We start from the raw sequence: 17,146 nt of genomic DNA on the forward strand, positions 1-17,146 counted from the left end.
CTCCTTACTCAGTCACATCTTCCGCAGGCGTCTCAGGGACATTCACAGCGGCCTGCGGCTGATAGACTGCGTTGTACCAGTTGTTGTAGGTCTCCTCACTGGTATTGGTGCCGGTCTTGACCTTCACGAGACCGGAAGGCAGAGGCGTTGCCGTAATGGAGAGCGTTTCCGTCTGCACCTCGGTGGAGTCCTCCTTTGTGCTGCCGGAGACAGAGGGACGGGTCGCGCTGCAGTAGTACATGCAGTGACGGATCTTCCTCTGGTCGCCGGAGAACTCAAAGAGCAGCGCAAAATGCTCAGGCTCCACGTCCTTGTTCTCAGCGATGACGCCGTTGGCATCCTCAACCTCGTGCATGACATCCGTAAGAAAGCTCTCCGGAATCAGCGCCAGCTCGAAGTCGCCGGAATAGCCGTTGTTGTTAGAGACCATGTAATATACGGAGTCGTCCGCATAGAACGGGTCGTTTTCACCCTCTGCATCAAGCGAAAGGGATACTGCGCCGGGCATCGCAACAGGTGTACCGAAGGTGACGGTGCCGTCCTCGGCCAGCGTTGCGATAGCGTAGTGGCAGTTTTTCAGGCCAAACTTGACCTTGTTTTTCTTATTAGCCATAGTGGTTTATCCTCCTATCATCTGTGTTTGATAAAGAACCTCGTACATCTTTTCCGATTCGATCCAGACCTCCGACTTCTCATAGGGAAGCTCATGGGAGAGGAGGATGTCCTCGATGGTGGTTTCTATCTCCGGGTCTTTCTTGTCCGTGTAAAGCTCGATGTTTAACTGGTCGATTTTCTTATAGACCGTGTCATCAGCGAACACGTTATCCGTTCCCGGAAACAGAAAAACGAGGAAGGGCGGGTCTGGCGACTCACCTTCGGCAAAATGGTCGTAGGCAAGTGGGAGCCCGGCTTCCTCCAGCATTTCGATTACATTGTCGTATGTCATATCAGCCGCCTTTCAGTTTCTGCTCGATGGTCTGCATCAGCTTTTCATTTCCGCGCTGCTCGGCAGAGGCGATATGAGGCTTTGCAGCAACTCGGCCTCCTCCGCGCTTGGCGTGGCCATGTTCCAAGAGGTGCGCGATCTGGTAGCGGTTCCTCGAATGCACCACAAGCTTGATGCTCTCGGAATCCTCCCGGACGTTTTTGACCGACCAGCTTTTCTTGTACTTGCCGGTATCCACGGGAGCGCCTGACTGTATGTCCTTGCGGACGGAAGCTGCCGTTTCCTTGACCGCAGCTTTCAGCTCATCAGCGGCAAGGTCGGCATACTTTTCAAGCTCCTCCATGATCGCGTTATCCATTTCGTCGATTGATACGGTTCTGCTCATTTCGGTTTCTCCAGCTTGCAGTTGAATTTGATGCTGTTTCGCTTGTAGCCCATCGGATTTACATAGGTGATGTTGTAGGTCTTGCCCTCAGCTATGATCCGGTACTTCGTGGATTCCACGACAGACAGCTCGGAGCAGTAGCGGCAGGTAAAATCCAGCGATTCCTCTGGGTTTATCACGACGCCGGTGGACTCGGAACCGGTGCTTGTGCCTACGGTCGCCCAGCAGGAGAAGTAATCCGTCCAGCCGTTTTTGTGGTTTCCGTACTTATCAACCGTGACCGCATTCTTCTGAAAGGTGACGCGCACCCGCATTGCTGCAATATTCATCAGAAGCCCTCCTTCCGGGTGCCAAAGAGAAGAGACCGAAGCGTCATATTGAGCGCATGGTGATCTGCTTCCTCCCGGTGCTCGTACAGGTAGCCTACGGTATAGAGCACGGCCACACGGATGCGGATCAGGGCTTTTTCTTCATTTGCCATAAACTCCTCGTCGGACTGTCTTGTGATGTCCTGCACCTGCTTTGTCGCAGCAGAGATCAGGCTTTCAATCAGGCTGTCCTCGTCACCTGTAGAGACGCGGAGATAGGTCTTTGCTTCTTCCAGTGTTACTTCCATGTCCGCCTCCTTTAAATGAAACCGCCCGCAGAGAGGGTGATCCCTGCGGACGGCTGGTTACAGTAGTTTCTTATCCTCTCGAAGAAGAGGCCGCCTTGACGGACAGACCCTTTACAGCCTCCGGAAGGATGAGCTTGCCGTCCACGCGCTCGGAAGCAAGGAAGCCAATCTGGCCGTTTGCCGCATAGAGCTCGGAGAGGCGCTTGAAGGAGCGTCCCTGACGGTCAGCGATCCAGTAGAAGCTGAAGTCGCCAAAGAGGATCGCGGTATTGCCCGCAGCAAGCTCCGGCGCGTAGATGCTGGTCTTGTAAGGACGGTTCAAGATGGTGTCGGGCTGGCCAGCCACAACAGAGGGCTGCCAGATGTAGTTCCCGTTGTTGTCCTTGATCTTCCTGAGCGCCTTGATGGTGGTATCGTTCAAGATCCAGATGGCCTTGTTCCTGTAGACGCTGCGGAGCGAATGGAACACGTCCATGATGTCGTCGAAGGACACCGTGGCATTGTTGATCTCTGTGGTCGCGCCGGTAGTGGCTGCCACCTTGGTGAACACGCCTTCGGGCTTTTTGTTGCCGTCGCCGATCAGGAAAGCCTCCTCCTCGGCAGCACCGATCCTGCGTGCAAACTCGGTGGAGATGTACTTTTCGAGGTCGAAAACGGAGTCGTTCATCAGCTCCTCGGAAACCTTGATCGCCGTGCCCAGCTTGTAAGCGGAAAGGCTGATCTGGTCGAAGGTATCGTCGGATTCAGGGTACAGGCCGTTCTCATCCATCCAAGCGGCAGTGCCGTGAGAGGCGACGACCGGAATGGTGTGGGTGCCGGACTGGGTCTGAATGACCGTAGCGAGGGAACGGAAGAAGTTCTCCTCCTGAAGCGCGTCGATCAGCTGCTTTTCGTACTCGTCCGGGACGAGATATCCGCCGTTGGCATCGGTGCCGACCTCCAGCACGTTCTGGACATCGTAGTAGTTGCGCTTGCGGATGTTGTTCCAGAAGGCGGAGCGGTATGCCTTGGAAGCGATGCCGGGCTTATCCTCCGGCTCATCCTTGGCACCGGGCTTTCCGGTAAGGGGAGCAGAGGTCGGTGCGCTCATCATCTTGTCGATCTGCTCCTGACGCTGCAGGCGCTCGATATCGTGGGTGAGGTCGGTGACTTCCTTCTCCATCTTGTCATAGGTTGCGGCATCCTCCGCAGAAACCATGCCGCCGTTCTGAGAGTGGGTGTTAAGAAAAGCCTTTGCAGCCTCCCATGCCTTCGCTCTCTTTTCCATGAGTTCCATAATCTGAGTCATAATAAAAATCCTCCTTTAATGTGTGAGAAGCGAAAGGCGCTTCTCAAGATCGGTTACTGGTACCATGTGTTTATTTGCCTCCGGCTTTTTCTTAGGGATAAGCCGCGATAGCAGTGAGTCAGTGACGGCCTTGCGGGAGAAAAGCATCTCCGTATCGGCCTCATCGTCCGAGGCAGGTTCCTCGCCCGCCTTGAACAGAATCTCGTCAGCGAAGCCGAGCTTAACGGCCTCCTTGGCGTTCATCCATGTCTCGGCATCCATCAGCTGTGAAATCTTGTGGCGGGAAAGCCCGGACTTGATTTCGTAGGCGTTCATGATGGATTCCTTGACTTCGTTTAACATGTCGATGGCCTTCTGCATCTCCTCGGTATCACCGATGGCGATGGTCGCAGGATTGTGGATCATCATCATGGCCACAGGGCTCATGCAGACCTTGGTACCGGCCATAGCGATGACGGATGCCGCCGAGGCAGCAAGGGCGTCGATCTTGACCGTTACGTCATGCGGGTAATCCATCAGCATGTTGTAAATCTGTGCAGCAGCAAAAACATCACCGCCCGGACTGTTGATCCAGAGGGTGATGTTTCCGTCTCCGCTGCTTAATTCATCTTTGAATAACTGTGGTGTGACCTCGTCGCCGAACCATGTCTCATCGGAGATTTCCCCGTCGAGGTAGAGCGTTCGGTCTGAGCCAAAGCTGTCCGGTTCCTCGTTTCGCACCCAGTTCCAAAACTTTCTGGTCATAGTGCCTCCTTCTTTCGTGGCCGGGTGCGCTCACTTTGCTGTGGCTGTTCCGGCTCTTGTTTTGATTCTTCTGTTTCATCTGGCTCCTCCTGTCCCTGAGACGAGGCTGCAAAAATGCCTGCGTCCTTGAGCTTGGTCATGTTGCCGTTTATAAGATACAGGTCGCCGCCTTCCTCCTCCGGGATACGGTCGAGATTTTCCAGCTCCCTGATATCGTTAGCGCTCATCCAGCCGTTCTGGCGTCCGGTCGCATAGCCGTTCATGCGGCTCTGGTAATCTCCGCGAAGCAGGCCGTCCACATTGAACTTGAAGAAGTATTCCTTCTTCTCGTCCATAGACAAAAGCGCCCGCTGCATGGACTGTTCCCAGCGGCAGACCCACGGGTCGAGCGTGTATTTCACGAACTCCAGCGACTGCTGCTCGATGTTGGAAAAGCTCGATTTCTCAAGGTCGCCGATCATATGAGGCGGGATGCGGAAGATACGAGCGATCTCATTGATCTGGAACTTCCGCGTCTCCAAGAACTGCGCCTGCTCCGGTGAAATGGAGATGGGCGTGTATTTCATGCCCTCCTCAAGAACCGCCACCTTGTTTGCATTGGCGCTGCCGCCGAAGGCTGAGTTCCAGCTTTCCCTGACACGCTCCGGGTCTTTTATCACACCGGGATGCTCCAAGATGCCGCCGGGCGTCGCGCCGTTAGCGAAGAACTTAGCTCCGTATTCCTCACAGGCAATCGCCATGCCGATAGCGTTCTTTGCCATCGCAATCGGGCTGTAGCCCATCAGGCCGTCAAAGCCAAGGCCGGGAATATGGAGCACATCGCTTGGAGAGAGCCTGACGCGGCTGCCATCCATCGTGTGCGCCTCATCCTGCGAGGTCTGATATTCGTAGTAGAGGTGACCGTCTGCGTCGCGGTCAACCGTCATGCGGTTTGGCATAAGCGGATAGAGAGCCACGACCTCGCCCTTGCCATTTCGGATGATCTGCGCGTAGGCGTTTCCCCACAGCAAAAGGTGCGTCATCAGCGTTTCCCGAAAGACAAAGGATGTCATTTCCGGGTTTGGCTCATCATGCAATAGGAAGTAGAGCGGATGAGTGGTCGCTTTTTCCTTGCCGCCGCTGCCGTCGTACCGGTACAGGTGAACGGGCAGGCCAGCAATCGCCTCGGATAGAATCCGAACGCAGGAGTAGACCGCCGTCATCTGCATGGCGGAGCGTTCCGTTACAGCTTTGCCGGAGGTCGTGCCGCCGAAGAAGAAGCGGTAGGAGCTTCCGCTGGTCGCGTCCTTGGGCTTATCCCGGCTCCGAAATAATCCTGAAAATATACTCATAGCCATCCCTCCAATCCGTTAAGGGCTTCCCGGATCACCAGAAAGCCAATCAGTGAAAGTATCAACATTGTTTTTGTCCCTATATGAAAAGGATGCCTCTGCCGTCATACACAGAAGCACCGTTGTCGTTGCCGCAGCGGATCGCCCGGTCAAGTGCCATGATGGTTGCGATGGCACCGTCGATCTTCTCCGTGGACTTCTCCTTGTCGGCCTTGATGTTTCCGGCAGGATCAGTACGGATGAAGATGTTGTCCATATTCCAGCGGAGCACCGGGTGGCCGCCGTGGGCGAGTTTCTTTTCCAGTGTCAGCTTCATCAGCTCTTTCGTGGGCGGGCTCATATCCTTGAAGCCCTGACCGAAGGGAACGACAGTGAAGCCCATGTTCTCAAGGTTTTGTACCATCTGGACGGCTCCCCAGCGGTCGAAGGCAATCTCACGGATGTTGAACCGCTCGCCCAGCCGCTCGATGAATTTCTCGATGTAGCCGTAGTGGATGACGTTGCCCTCCGTGGTTTCGAGGTATCCTTCCTTTTCCCAAGTGTCGTAAGGCACATGGTCACGCCGGACACGCTGATCCAGCGTATCCTCCGGCACCCAGAAGTACGGAAGGATCACATACTTGTCATCCTCATCCCTTGGCGGGAAGACCAGCACAAAGGAAGTGATATCTGTGGTGGAGGAGAGGTCAAGGCCGCCGTAACAGACACGGCCTTCGAGGTCGTCCTCATTTACCGGGAAAGCACAGGCGTCCCATTTCTCCATTGGCATCCAGCGAATCGCCTGCTTTACCCATTGATTTAAGCGGAGCTGTCTAAAGGAGTTCTCCTCGCCGGGATTTTGTTTTGCCGACTCGCAGGCGGCTTCCACCTTGTCGATGCCGACCGTGATACCGAGCGAGGGATTTGCCTTCTTCCAGACCTCCGGGTCTGTCCAGTCCTCGGAAGTGTCCGCACCGTAGATGACCGGATAGAAGGTCGGATCAACCTTTCTGCCGTCAAGGATGTCCTGCGCTTTCTGGTGGACTTCGTAGCAGATGGTGTTCGTATCGTTTCCGGCAGTCGTGATCAGGAAGTAGAGCGGCTGCATTCTGGCGTCGCCGGAGCCCTTGGTCATAACATCAAAGAGCTTTCGGTTGGGCTGGGTATGCAGCTCATCAAAGACCACGCCGTGGATATTGAAACCGTGCTTCGAATAGGCCTCGGCGGACAGCACCTGATAGAAGCTGTTCGTCGGCTCGTAGATGATCCGCTTCTGGGAGGCCAGTATCTTCACGCGTCGGTTTAAGGCAGGGCACATCCTGACCATATCCGCAGCCACATCAAAAACGATGGTGGCCTGCTGGCGGTCGGCAGCGCAGCCGTAGACCTCGGCGCGTTCCTCTCCGTCGCCGCAGCAAAGAAGCAGGGCGACCGCAGCGGCAAGCTCTGACTTGCCCATCTTCTTTGGTATCTCGATGTAGGCCGTGTTGAACTGGCGGTAGCCGTTTGGTTTCAGCGTTCCGAACAGGTCGCGGATGATTCTTTCCTGCCAGTCGATAAGCTCGAAGGGCTTTCCCGCCCATGTGCCTTTGGTATGGCAGAGCTGCTCGATGAACATCACAGCGAAATCCGCCATCTGCTTGCTGTAGTGAGAGGACTCGGCCATGAAGCGGGTCGGCTTGTAGTTTTTCAGTTTTCGCATTGGCATGAAAGCCGCCTCCTTCCGGGCAAAATAAAAGACCGCCAGCCGACGTGTTCGGCATGCGATTCTTGGTATCAGTACGAGAGAAAGAGCCCTGCGGCTCAGTCTCCCGGAATATTCATTCTCAGGGGTTTTAGTTGTAGTTTTGCAGGAGGATCATGTAGGCGAGCTGCGTCGGCTCATCCTCCGGCTCGATGTCCCAGCCTCTGTCGTAGTTGGCTGTGACGGTTCCGTTGATCTTGATCATCAGCTTTGAAATCTTCCCGCCGTTGATCCCATATTCCTCGCTGGGCTCCTCGTAGTGCTTTACCCAGTAGTGGCAAACCGTGTATTTTCCTTTGTCCTTTGCATCCGGTATTCCGATTGTTCCTTCGCTCCACATGGTTTACGCCTCCTTTACCGTCATCTTGAAAGCCGGGATCAGGGCGCGGTCGTCGCTTCCGAAGTGGGTGTAGCGCTCCTTGACTCTGACGATGCCGTCCAAGGTGCAGCCGAGCTCCTCGAAGCGGGCGATGGTCTCGATCAGGCTGGAGAAGGTGGAGCTTATCGTGAATTCCTTCACTCCCAGCTTCCTGCAGTCGGAAAGGATCGTCTCGATGTCGTCGTCCCAAATGACCTCGGCGAAGTTCGGCAGGTCGTTTCCGGCTTCCTTGCTGTAAAGGTAGGCCTGTCCGAGTGTCCAGTGGCATCCGATCTCGTCCCATTTCATTCCGGGCTTTGCGTTCTCAATGGCTTCGATTGTGTACTTCATGGTGGTTTCCTCCTTGTTCTGTGTTCCTTTTGGTATGTACATATATCACTCTGAACGCCTGTAATAGCAAGTTAATTCGGAGAATATATGTGACAATCCTGCGGGAATATCCGAGGCCGTAATTGTGTAGTTTACGCCTCGCCGGTCAGGATAAATTTTGCGTATTCTGACCGGTGATCCTCAAGGTAGAGAACCAGCTCGTAGAAGTCTCTCTCGTAGGCCAGCCGCTGGACGGCGGTGACATCAAACATATTCGTGAGGCCGGTGTCCCGGATGGCGAGGATCTGCTCTTTTACTTTTTCATCCATCTTAGTCCACCACCTTCCTGACAAAGTCGATGCCGTAGATCACGTTCAGGCCGCAGCCGTTATCCCAGTTCACCATAAGGCTTCCGGTATCATCGACACCCGTAACCGTTCCTTTGGTGCCAATGGGTGGAGCATGCACATCGTCCATCTGAAGAAGCTCCACGCGGGTGCCTGCCGGGTAGCGCAGGCGGAGCGCTTCAAGCTCGTGCTGCTTTATCATTCGCATGCCGCCACCTCCTTTTCCGGTGCGCCGTTCTTCCAGCTGGAGTTGCCGGAAAGGTTCTGAAGGAGAATCTTGCGCTCGGCCTTGTACTCGTTTCCGATGAAGCCAAGCCGCAGGAGGAAGCAGCGGAAGGCGTATTTCTCGTTGTCGACTTCCTTCTCGGTGGCGCTTACCCGCTTCAAATCCTTACTCATCTTGCAAAGGGCTGCGATGAAGTGGGTGTAAGCCTTGACTGCTTCCGGCTCCGGCAGTTCGGAAAACCAAGGGAAGGTGACCTTATCCTCTGTGATCTCGATGCCGAGATCGTCAATGCCGAGTGCCTTCTTGATGAGGCTTTCCTTGGCGGTTAGGAGGTTGGTGAGGTTTCCGACCGCAGCCTTCTCCAGCGGGAGGCTGACCGTGAGGCCGGTGCCTTCGTCCGCTTCCGGTTCCTCTGCGGTGGCTTCCTCGTCGGTGCTTTCGATTTCCTCAGCCGGAGTGAAGCCGTCCGCGATGAGGTTGTGGATCAGGCGCTCCAGCTTGTCCGCGTCCTCGCAGGTGACGCCGCCTTCCTTGTCGACCGTGATGTCGCCGATCTCGAAGGCGCAGGTGGGCATGAACTTGTAGACTGCCTTGTCGCCGGTGAGCTCTGCGATGGCTGCGACCAGTGCTTTTCTTTCTTTTCCGGTTACGTTGTAGTTTGCTTTCATTGTGTGTACCTCCGTTTTTCAAATGTGGTTTTTGGCTGTGCCTTTTGGCATGTATATACATCACTCTGAAAGCCTTATATAGCAAGCGTTTTCTCGATATTTCAAAGGAATATAATCGACAAATATACAGGGCAGAAATTGTGTACTATACACCCGCCGTCGGAGAGGTCTCGACCTCTTTTGCCAGAGCGGAGTAGTAGAGCTTTTCGCCGTTTCTTACTACATACACATTTTCCGTATCGCCAGTATCCTCCACATAGCGCCGGAGGATGACAGAGGCGTATTTCGGATCAAGCTCCATCATGCAGCAGATACGGTTGAGCTGTTCGCAGGCCATGAGCGTGGAGCCGGAGCCGCCAAATGTATCAATGACCACAGAATTCTCCTGAGAGGAGTTCTTTATAGGATAGCCCAGAAGATCCAGCGGTTTGCTGGTCGGGTGATCCTTATTACGCTTTGGTTTGTCATAGTTCCAGATGGTCGTCTGCTTTCTGTCGGAATACCACGGGTGTTTGCCGTTTTGCAAAAATCCGTAGAGCACCGGCTCATGCTGCCACTGATAATCGGAGCGACCGAGCACGAGGCTGTTCTTTACCCAGATACACACACCGGCGAGATGGAAGCCTGCGTCAATGAATGCCTTCCTAAAGGTGAGGCCTTCGGTGTCTGCATGGAAGCAGTAGGCCGCTCCGCCTTTTTCGAGGTGGTCAGCCATGTTCTTGAATGCCGCCAGAAGGAACTTGTAAAATTCCTCGCCCTTTAAGGAGTCGTTCTGGATCGTCAGACCGTCCGAGGCTTTGAAGGATACGCCGTAAGGAGGATCGGTCAGGATGAGGTTTGCTTTCTTGCCGTCCATGAGCTTTTCCACATCTTCCGGAGAAGTGGCGTCGCCACACATGAGGCGGTGCCTGCCGACTGTCCAGATGTCGCCGGGCTCCACGAAGGAAGCCTTCTCCAAAGCGGAAGTCAGGTCAAAGTCGTCATCGGCGATGTCCTTTTCGTTTTCGGTGCCGAGGAGCTTGTCGAGTTCACCGGCATCAAAGCCAAGGAGCGAGAGGTCAAAGGACTGATCCTGCAGGTCGGATAATTCGACCGACAGCATTTCCTCATCCCATCCGGCATTGAGCGCCAGCTGATTATCCGCAAGGATATATGCTCGCTTCTGGGCTTCCGTCAGGTTCTCGGCAAAGACGCAGGGCACGTTTTCATAGCCTTCCTCGCGGGCAGCCTGTACACGTCCGTGTCCGACGAGGATGTTATAGTCCGCGTCAATGACCGCAGGGCTAACAAAGCCAAACTCCCGAAGGGAAGCTCTAAGCTGCGCGATCTGTTCCTTGGAATGCGTTCTGGCGTTCCGGGCGTAGGGTACCAGCTTATCTATAGGTACCTGTTCAAATCTTTCTGTATTCATTTACATGTTCCTCCTGCTTCGAAGCAGCTGCTCCATCACGCTGTCCTGCGGACTGCCTTCAAATGGCTCGGTGCAGTTCTGCTTTACAATGTCGTAAATCTCATACCAGAGCAGGTTGGCCTGCTTCTGGAAATTAAGAGAGAGCTGCACGAATGGACTCGCAATCGCAGCTCCCGTAGTCGGGTGTTTTCCGAGCAGGCCGTATTTGCTGACCGCCTCGGAGCACTGAATATATCTGGCAAAGGCCTCGGAGTAGCTTTCGAGTAGGCGCTTGTTTACGAGCCTGTCGCAGCCGCGCTCCTTGAGCCACAGCCATGTTTCCTTATAGATTTCATCTGCGCCCAGCGGCTTGCCGTCCTTCTGCTGTGCAGATAGGTAGTCGTCCGGGCTTGGCATATCCATGCCTTCGAGCTCCACGCCGTCACCGATGTTCTCTGTATCGAGGTCAGTTAAGTCGTCTGTGAAGTCGGGAAGCTCCATGCGCCTTGCCGGTGCTCCTCTTGTGATTTTGTCGGCGAGGGCGTCAGGTTTGGAGCCTGCTTTTACACGCCGCCCGCCGCGATTGGTTCCGTCTTTTGCCACGTCAATCACTCCTTGTCTTATCGGGCTGGGTTTAATACCCCGTTTGAATTGCAATTTTTGCGAAGAAGACCCCGCGCCGTTTTCCGGGAAAACAGGTCGTAGAGATTTCACCCGCCCTACCGGTCGCCGCGCTCGTGGTGAATCTTCTCGTGGCACGAACGACAAAGGCTCATGAGATTGGACTCCTCGTTCGTTCCTCCGTCAGCAAGAGGAATGATGTGGTGGACTTCCTCGACCGCGACGTAGCGTCCGGCCTTTAAGCACTGCTCACAGAGCGGGTGCTTGTGGACATACCTGTCACGGATTCGTTTCCAAGCTCTGCCGTAGCGTTTGCCGGGAGAGTAGCCGCGCTGGAACTTCTCGTAGTGTTGTTCCATCACCTTGGCGTGCTCCTCGCAGTAAGCACCGTCGGTCAGGTTCGGGCAGCCGGGAAAGCGGCACGGTCGTTTTGGTTTCCTTGGCATAAGCCGCGCCTCCTTTCGGGCAAAGAAAAAGCCCTGCAGGATAATCCCACAAGGCTTGGTGGCTGCGCGTGCAGCCGTTTCTTTATTCTGTTTCGCTGATTATATACTATCATAAGTGGCAGGTGGGCATCTTAGGACAAATATGGACATTTCGGGCGCATTTCATATTTCGATAGGATTTTCAGGGAGAGATGCATGCAGCAGTGCGTTTCCGTGCCAGCGCCGGATGGTGCGGGCATCTGCACAAAGCTCGGTGCCGATCTGCTCCCATGTATAGTTGTGGATGTAACGGTACTTCAAAACCATGCGCTCGTCGGTGTCCGGAACTGCCTCGATCACTTCCCGGATCTGCTTTTTCAGGTCGGAAAGCATCTCAAGCTCCCGTGCAATTCTTTGTTCCAAGTCCCAGAGCTTTTCAAGCGTCCGGGCAAAGGGAGCCTCGGTGTTCCTTGAAGTCTGCACCCGGTCTTTATCATATTGGATAGCCGACACGCTGCCCGCCATCTCACGAAGGTTCTGGGCTTCCATCGTATCGGACTTGATTCTCTGATCAAGGCGGTAGGCCTGATGGAGATATTCTTTTACTGTCATTTAGGCTTAGCCTCCTCTCGTAGTTTTGTGATTAGGTACTCGCCGTCCACGCTCGTTAGGGTCTTGTACCAGCCGGAGCGGAAGAAGCGCTCGCATTCCAGCGCGTCTGCCATCGCGGCCTTGTTGCCGGACTTCTTTTTCAGGCGCTTCAGGGCGTTGCGGTAATCCTTCACGGCCTGCAGCACGATTGCGTTTGCGAGATTTTCATAAGGATCGCTCATCACACCACCTCGGCTTTGACCGCGTCGATCAGTGCCGACTGTGTCAGTTCTTTCTTGGTGAGTGCCCGCATGATCCGCTCATCAATGGTGCCCTTTGTGATGATGTGCTGGATCACCACGGTATGGGACTCTTGGCCTTGCCTCCAGAGGCGGGCGTTGGTCTGCTGGTAGAGTTCCAGCGACCATGTGAGCCCGAACCATACAAGGGTGGAGCCTCCGGCCTGAAGGTTTAGGCCATGACCGGCAGAGGCCGGATGTATGACTGCTACAGGAATCTTTCCCGCATTCCAGTCAGCGATATCGCGGCTTGTCTTGATCTCCCGAACATTGAAGCGGTTCTTTATGCGGGATAAGTCGTGCCGGAACCAGTAGGCTACAAGGAGCGGTTTTTCATTGGCGGCCTCGATAATATCCTCCAAAGCGTCCAGCTTTCTGTCGTGAAACTCGATGATTTCTCCGGTATCCGCATAAATCGCACCATTGGCCAGCTGGGAGAGCTTCCCGGTGAGGGATGCTGCATTGGCAGCGGTGACTTCGCCGTCTGGGAGCTGCAGGATGAACTCCTGCTTCAAATCCTCGTAGCGGTCACGCTCCGATTCCGAAAGCTGCACCTCATAGGCCGTGGATACCAGCTCCGGCATCTTTAAGTGGTCGGTCGATTTCATGGAAATCGTGATATCCGAGATTTTCCGGTAAATCGCGTCCTCCGCATAGAGCAGCGGCTTGTAGGAGTAGATGATCTCGCCGTTTCGCTTGTCCGGCATGAAGTAATTTGTCCGGTATTGTGTGATGAAGCGTCCGAGGCGCTCACCCATATCCAGCACTTTGAACTCTGCCCACAGATCCATGAGACCGTTGGAGGAAGGTGTGCCGGTGAGGCCGATAATGCGATGGAGTCTGGGTCTAACCTTCATCAGAGACTTGAAGCGCTTTGACTTGTGGTTTTTGAAGGACGATAGCTCGTCGATAATCACCATATCGTAGTCAAAGGGAAAGCCGGACTCGTCAATGAGCCACTGCAGGTTTTCGCGGTTGATGATCGTGATGTCCGCTTGCTGCATAAGTGCTGCTTTTCGCTCCTTGGCAGTCCCGACTGCGACCGAAAAGGTTAGACCCGCAAGGTGACTCCATTTCTGGATTTCCGAAGGCCAAGTATCACGGGCGACTCGTAAGGGAGCGACCACCAGAACGCGCCGTACCTCGAAGCTGTCAAACAAGAGATCATATACAGCAGTCAGGGAGATCACCGTTTTGCCAAGTCCCATATCTAAAAGGACAGCGGCCACGGGATGCTTTTCGATGTAGCGGATGGCATAGTCCTGATAATCATGTGGCGTGAAGTTCATCAAGCATCCCTCCAATCTGTGAGATATCGTCAATGACGTAAACCTTGAATCCCAGCTCCCGAAGAAGTCGGTGTCTTGCCAGCTGGAGCGGGCGCGGTTTCTTTCCCGGAGCCTTTAGCTCCGCAAAAGCCATAACACCTCCCGGAAGAAGGACAAGCCTGTCCGGCATCCCGTCAAAGCCCGGAGAGACGAACTTGGGCGCGATGCCTCCCATTGATTTCACTGCATTTATCAGCTTTTTCTCAATTGTCTTTTCATCTATTTTCATTTCCATTCATCTCCTTTGAGTGGACAAGGTGGAACAAGCGGACAGCTTTTTCCTATATTTATCTACGCGGGTGTGCGCAGGTGCCTGTGTGGCCTCCTTTTTCTGTTTTGCCGGATTAAATAAAGGGAAAAAGTTGTCCTTGTCCACGAGGTTGTCCACCTATGTTGTGCGTTCGTACAATCGCTGACGTCCGTAAAGAGGCTGGGAAGCCCTGCGATTGGTACGCTTCCAGCCGTCCACCTGTGTCATAAGTGCCGCGATGGCATAAGAGTCGGTGGGCTTTAAGTCAGCGATATTCCTTCCGAAGCATTCACACCAGATTTCCGCATTGCTGACCTCGGTGCGTTCCACGGTGCCGGAATCAGATGTGATGTCATCACCGTCAAGGAAATTCCGACGCTGGTAGAGATCCATCTCAGACCAGTTTTCCGGCAGGAGCTTTGACAGGTACTGTTCCACGAGGCCTTGGCGCTCGTCTGTTTCCATAGCGCTTCTCTGGGCTTCTTCAGCTTCCGCAAGAAGGTCACCTTCGAGATACAGCTTTTCGCCTTGCTCGTAGTAATACTTGGCCTCCGCCCATATCTGGTCACGTTCTTCGGGCGTGATTTTCCAGCGCACGGCATTTTCCGTCTGGCGACATTTCACAATCCAGAAGCGCCGGTTTCCGGTGATATCACGGAGGTATCCATGCTCGCCGTTGACCGTAGCGACCACAACACACTGCCTCGGATGACTTTCGACCACCTTGCCGTAGCTGGGACGGTACTTATCATCTGAAGTGGAGAGGAAGGACTTGACCTTCTCGATGTCGGCCTTTTTCATTCCGGCCAGTTCGCCGATTTCAATGATCCAGAAGCCCTGCAGCTTTTCCGCACCGGACTTGTCGTCCATGTCAGTAAGCGAAAGGGCGTCGGAGAAATATTCATCACCGGCAAGAGACTTCCACATGGTGCTCTTGCCGATACCCTGTGCGCCGTCAAGGACGGGAACGGTATCGAACTTGGTGCCGGGATGGTAGATGCGGGTCACGGCGGCCACTAAGGTTTTTCTGGTGACTGCCCGGACATACTTCGTGTCATCTGCCTGCAGGCAGCGGATAAAGAGCTCGTCCACGCGAGGCACCTGATCCCATTTCGGCAGGTCGTTTAAGTAGTTCCTCACGGGATGGAACCGGCGGTCGTCTGCCACTTTCGTAAAGCTGACATTGTGGTTTCTGTCAGAGAAGCAGACATAGCGGATGTCGATCAGGGCTTTCAGCTGCGCCGTATCGGCATCGCGCCAGAACTTATTGTCAGCGGGACGATCCCAAGGAACATCGCCGATCACCTGTATGCGGTTGGCCATCTCGTTATAGGCAAAGCCCTGACAATCCGGATCGTTATTCAAGATCAGCATCTCGTTCCAGACGCTGTTCTGAAGGACGGTGCTGCGGGACTGATATTGGAGCTTGGCTTTCCAGTCATCATCGGAGCCGTCGTCTGTAGCGGCAAACTCCTCACCGGCCTGCGCCTGCTTCTCCGAAAGCAGCAGGATTTTCACCTTGTCGCAGCCGGAGGCAAAGTCCATCATGGCCTTATAGGACGGCATCTTCGACGAGGTTGACTCATCCAGCACATCCTTGTCCAGATCGCTGAAGCGGTGGACGCGGACAAGGTCAAAAGCATTCAGGAGCTTTTTGCAGGCAGGGTCTGAGGAGTGATGCGAATACAAAAACTTATCTCCGTAGGAAACGGCACCGGCGGGACTGTCCGCAGGGATATAGTCGTAGCGGTTCTCGTCATCGGTCGGAGCATATACATCGGAGAGGAACTCCGGGATTACCTCCGAGATCGGATAAGCCCGGCAGAACGCACCGATGATTCCCGGCTTGGCAAGAGGATCAGCCTGCTTGCTGGCACCGTGATCTTCCACGCAGGACTCACGGGAGGATACCGGCCATGTGCTGGAGTCCTGCCAGTCATCGTATTTGGCAAGGTAGGCATCCGGGTCTAAGGCGTCGCCGTCCTTTTCCTTGAATACATACTCGCCGTTGACGGAAGTGGAAGGCCAGTACATGAGGCGGTTGGCCTCATAGGTGCTGTCGTCGAACATATCAATGCCGACTTCCTTGGCGAACATTCTGGCGACTGGCTCATATTCGGGCTCGCTGATCTCGCGGGTGAGCGGGATTACCAGACGGAGCCTCGGATTTTCCGGTGTATGCTTATGCGTCGAGTGGCACAGGCACTGGTACGGGATTTTGCTGATGGTGGTATCCCACACATCCGGCTCGCCGTAGTCCATGTCGAGAGTCAGCATGGAGCGGCAAAGCACATATCCCTTTTTACGGCGACCGTTCCGAAGATGCCCGCCCACGAAACCGCCGATGTCTTTGATGTCTGCCTGCTGGGCTTTGGACATCTTGCGGTATTCCTCAATGGTCTCCGTGGTGCGGACGGTGTTCTGGAATCTGGCCTTTAAGGCATCCATCGAAGTGTCGCCGTTTTTCCATTTGATAGCCTTGCGGCTATTGGCGGTGGCGTATTTCATCAGTCGTACACCTCCTGCGATTCATCTTCGAGCACCTTCGTGATGAACTTCAGCGCCCGGATCATGGTTTCCAGCTCACAGTCGCCGCCGAGGGTAACCTCAAACTCGCTGCCGCCATAGCTGTCGGTGTGAGAACGGATATTTATATCTGTGCTGGCCAGATCCTTGATGCGGAAATAGGTGCGGCTGCCGTGGCCGGAGTCACCTCCCTGAAAACCGTTCGTACCGGCTTCGACCTGCAGGATGTTGCAGCTGATAACCTCACGGGTGTAAGTTGTGATTTCGGTGCCGTCTTCGAGTTTTCTACGTCTTTCTGTTACTTCATACATGGTGTTAGACCTCCTGACATTCTTCTGTGAAATAGCGCAAGTGGTAGCCTTTCCACTTGGCACGTTTGATTTCTGTTTCCATCCCGGATGAGATGCGGCTTCCGAACACCCAGACCTCTGCGCACTTGCTCATAAGCGCATTCCCGAAGAAGAGACCGAGCTCGCGCTCCGATGGGTCATCGTCGTTCAGGAACTGCGGGTACAAAAGGTGCGGAGCGATGGGAATGAAGCCCTTGTCCACGGCAAAGCGGCAGTAGCGTCTCGCCGCAGCCACGTTTCCCTCCACATCTCCGGAATAGGGAGAGCAGATGTAGACGATAGGCCTAAAGGCACGCAGGAACTGCTTCTCATTGGCGGCAATCCGACAGATCGCCTCACCGGCAGTCGGGTCAGGATAGCCTTCGCTGTTTCGATAATCGTTACTCAAACCTTGAGTCCTCCTT

24 protein-coding genes are annotated in these 17,146 nt (G+C 54.5%); all 24 read right to left on the reverse strand.

Features of this window, described 5'->3' with window-relative positions:
• Window positions 1-4: 4 nt before the first annotated feature.
• On the reverse strand, window positions 5-613 hold the full coding sequence (locus DET_RS05560; protein ID WP_010936774.1) for a major tail protein: 609 nt from the start codon (window positions 611-613) through the stop codon (window positions 5-7).
• 6 nt (window positions 614-619) lie between these two features.
• Window positions 620-946 carry a hypothetical protein gene (locus DET_RS05565; protein ID WP_010936775.1) on the reverse strand — a complete coding sequence of 109 codons (327 nt, stop codon included), beginning with the start codon at window positions 944-946 and terminating at the stop codon, window positions 620-622.
• Between the two features lies 1 nt (window position 947).
• The gene (locus DET_RS05570; protein WP_010936776.1) at window positions 948-1,331 is read right to left on the reverse strand and encodes an HK97 gp10 family phage protein; all 384 of its coding nucleotides are present in this window, start codon (window positions 1,329-1,331) and stop codon (window positions 948-950) included.
• Window positions 1,328-1,660: a phage head closure protein gene (locus DET_RS05575; RefSeq protein ID WP_041223380.1), complete on the reverse strand. Its 333-nt coding sequence runs from the start codon at window positions 1,658-1,660 to the stop codon at window positions 1,328-1,330. The genes DET_RS05570 and DET_RS05575 overlap by 4 nt, the downstream gene beginning before the upstream one ends.
• Window positions 1,660-1,947, reverse strand: a complete 288-nt coding sequence (locus DET_RS05580; RefSeq protein ID WP_010936778.1) for a head-tail connector protein — start codon at window positions 1,945-1,947, stop codon at window positions 1,660-1,662. Before DET_RS05580 ends, DET_RS05575 begins: the two co-directional genes overlap by 1 nt.
• 70 nt (window positions 1,948-2,017) lie before the next feature.
• The gene (locus DET_RS05585) at window positions 2,018-3,235 is read right to left on the reverse strand and encodes a phage major capsid protein (RefSeq protein WP_010936779.1); all 1,218 of its coding nucleotides are present in this window, start codon (window positions 3,233-3,235) and stop codon (window positions 2,018-2,020) included.
• A gap of 15 nt (window positions 3,236-3,250) precedes the next feature.
• A complete protein-coding gene (locus tag DET_RS05590; RefSeq protein ID WP_010936780.1) occupies window positions 3,251-3,979 on the reverse strand; it encodes a head maturation protease, ClpP-related in 729 nt (242 codons plus the stop codon).
• On the reverse strand, window positions 3,976-5,310 hold the full coding sequence (locus DET_RS05595) for a phage portal protein (protein WP_010936781.1): 1,335 nt from the start codon (window positions 5,308-5,310) through the stop codon (window positions 3,976-3,978). Before DET_RS05595 ends, DET_RS05590 begins: the two co-directional genes overlap by 4 nt.
• 79 nt (window positions 5,311-5,389) lie before the next feature.
• Window positions 5,390-6,991, reverse strand: a complete 1,602-nt coding sequence (locus DET_RS05600) for a terminase large subunit (RefSeq protein WP_234943797.1) — start codon at window positions 6,989-6,991, stop codon at window positions 5,390-5,392.
• Window positions 6,992-7,124: 133 nt separating this feature from the next.
• A complete protein-coding gene (locus DET_RS05605) occupies window positions 7,125-7,373 on the reverse strand; it encodes a DUF7678 domain-containing protein (protein WP_002593375.1) in 249 nt (82 codons plus the stop codon).
• 3 nt (window positions 7,374-7,376) lie between these two features.
• Window positions 7,377-7,742, reverse strand: coding sequence for a DUF7698 family protein (locus DET_RS05610; protein WP_041223381.1), 366 nt, complete (start codon window positions 7,740-7,742; stop codon window positions 7,377-7,379).
• Between the two features lie 131 nt (window positions 7,743-7,873).
• A complete protein-coding gene (locus tag DET_RS05620; protein ID WP_041223382.1) occupies window positions 7,874-8,050 on the reverse strand; it encodes a DUF5049 domain-containing protein in 177 nt (58 codons plus the stop codon).
• Between the two features lies 1 nt (window position 8,051).
• Entirely contained in the window at window positions 8,052-8,276 is a 225-nt protein-coding gene (locus DET_RS05625) for a DUF4314 domain-containing protein (protein ID WP_010936784.1), read from the reverse strand.
• Window positions 8,267-8,962 carry a hypothetical protein gene (locus tag DET_RS05635; protein ID WP_010936785.1) on the reverse strand — a complete coding sequence of 232 codons (696 nt, stop codon included), beginning with the start codon at window positions 8,960-8,962 and terminating at the stop codon, window positions 8,267-8,269. The genes DET_RS05625 and DET_RS05635 overlap by 10 nt, the downstream gene beginning before the upstream one ends.
• 145 nt (window positions 8,963-9,107) lie before the next feature.
• The gene (locus DET_RS05640) at window positions 9,108-10,373 is read right to left on the reverse strand and encodes a site-specific DNA-methyltransferase (RefSeq protein ID WP_010936786.1); all 1,266 of its coding nucleotides are present in this window, start codon (window positions 10,371-10,373) and stop codon (window positions 9,108-9,110) included.
• Window positions 10,374-10,955, reverse strand: a complete 582-nt coding sequence (locus tag DET_RS05645) for a terminase (RefSeq protein ID WP_010936787.1) — start codon at window positions 10,953-10,955, stop codon at window positions 10,374-10,376.
• Between the two features lie 116 nt (window positions 10,956-11,071).
• Window positions 11,072-11,419, reverse strand: a complete 348-nt coding sequence (locus DET_RS05650; protein WP_010936788.1) for an HNH endonuclease — start codon at window positions 11,417-11,419, stop codon at window positions 11,072-11,074.
• A gap of 162 nt (window positions 11,420-11,581) precedes the next feature.
• Window positions 11,582-12,010, reverse strand: a complete 429-nt coding sequence (locus DET_RS05655) for a hypothetical protein (RefSeq protein ID WP_010936789.1) — start codon at window positions 12,008-12,010, stop codon at window positions 11,582-11,584.
• Complete coding sequence (locus DET_RS05660) at window positions 12,007-12,231, reverse strand: hypothetical protein (RefSeq protein WP_041223383.1); 225 nt, start codon at window positions 12,229-12,231, stop codon at window positions 12,007-12,009. The genes DET_RS05655 and DET_RS05660 overlap by 4 nt, the downstream gene beginning before the upstream one ends.
• Window positions 12,231-13,577 (reverse strand): DEAD/DEAH box helicase, encoded by a 1,347-nt coding sequence (locus tag DET_RS05665; RefSeq protein WP_010936790.1) that lies wholly within the window; start codon window positions 13,575-13,577, stop codon window positions 12,231-12,233. The genes DET_RS05660 and DET_RS05665 overlap by 1 nt, the downstream gene beginning before the upstream one ends.
• Window positions 13,558-13,845, reverse strand: a complete 288-nt coding sequence (locus DET_RS05670) for a VRR-NUC domain-containing protein (protein WP_010936791.1) — start codon at window positions 13,843-13,845, stop codon at window positions 13,558-13,560. Before DET_RS05670 ends, DET_RS05665 begins: the two co-directional genes overlap by 20 nt.
• Window positions 13,846-14,004: 159 nt before the next feature.
• Entirely contained in the window at window positions 14,005-16,374 is a 2,370-nt protein-coding gene (locus DET_RS05675; RefSeq protein ID WP_010936792.1) for a virulence-associated E family protein, read from the reverse strand.
• Window positions 16,374-16,703 carry a hypothetical protein gene (locus DET_RS05685; protein ID WP_002593362.1) on the reverse strand — a complete coding sequence of 110 codons (330 nt, stop codon included), beginning with the start codon at window positions 16,701-16,703 and terminating at the stop codon, window positions 16,374-16,376. Before DET_RS05685 ends, DET_RS05675 begins: the two co-directional genes overlap by 1 nt.
• 4 nt (window positions 16,704-16,707) lie before the next feature.
• On the reverse strand, window positions 16,708-17,130 hold the full coding sequence (locus tag DET_RS05690; RefSeq protein WP_041223384.1) for a DUF4406 domain-containing protein: 423 nt from the start codon (window positions 17,128-17,130) through the stop codon (window positions 16,708-16,710).
• Window positions 17,131-17,146 lie beyond the last annotated feature (16 nt).

Origin of the sequence: Dehalococcoides mccartyi 195, assembly GCF_000011905.1 — a bacterium.
In the GTDB taxonomy this organism is placed as follows: Bacteria; Chloroflexota; Dehalococcoidia; order Dehalococcoidales; family Dehalococcoidaceae; genus Dehalococcoides; species Dehalococcoides mccartyi.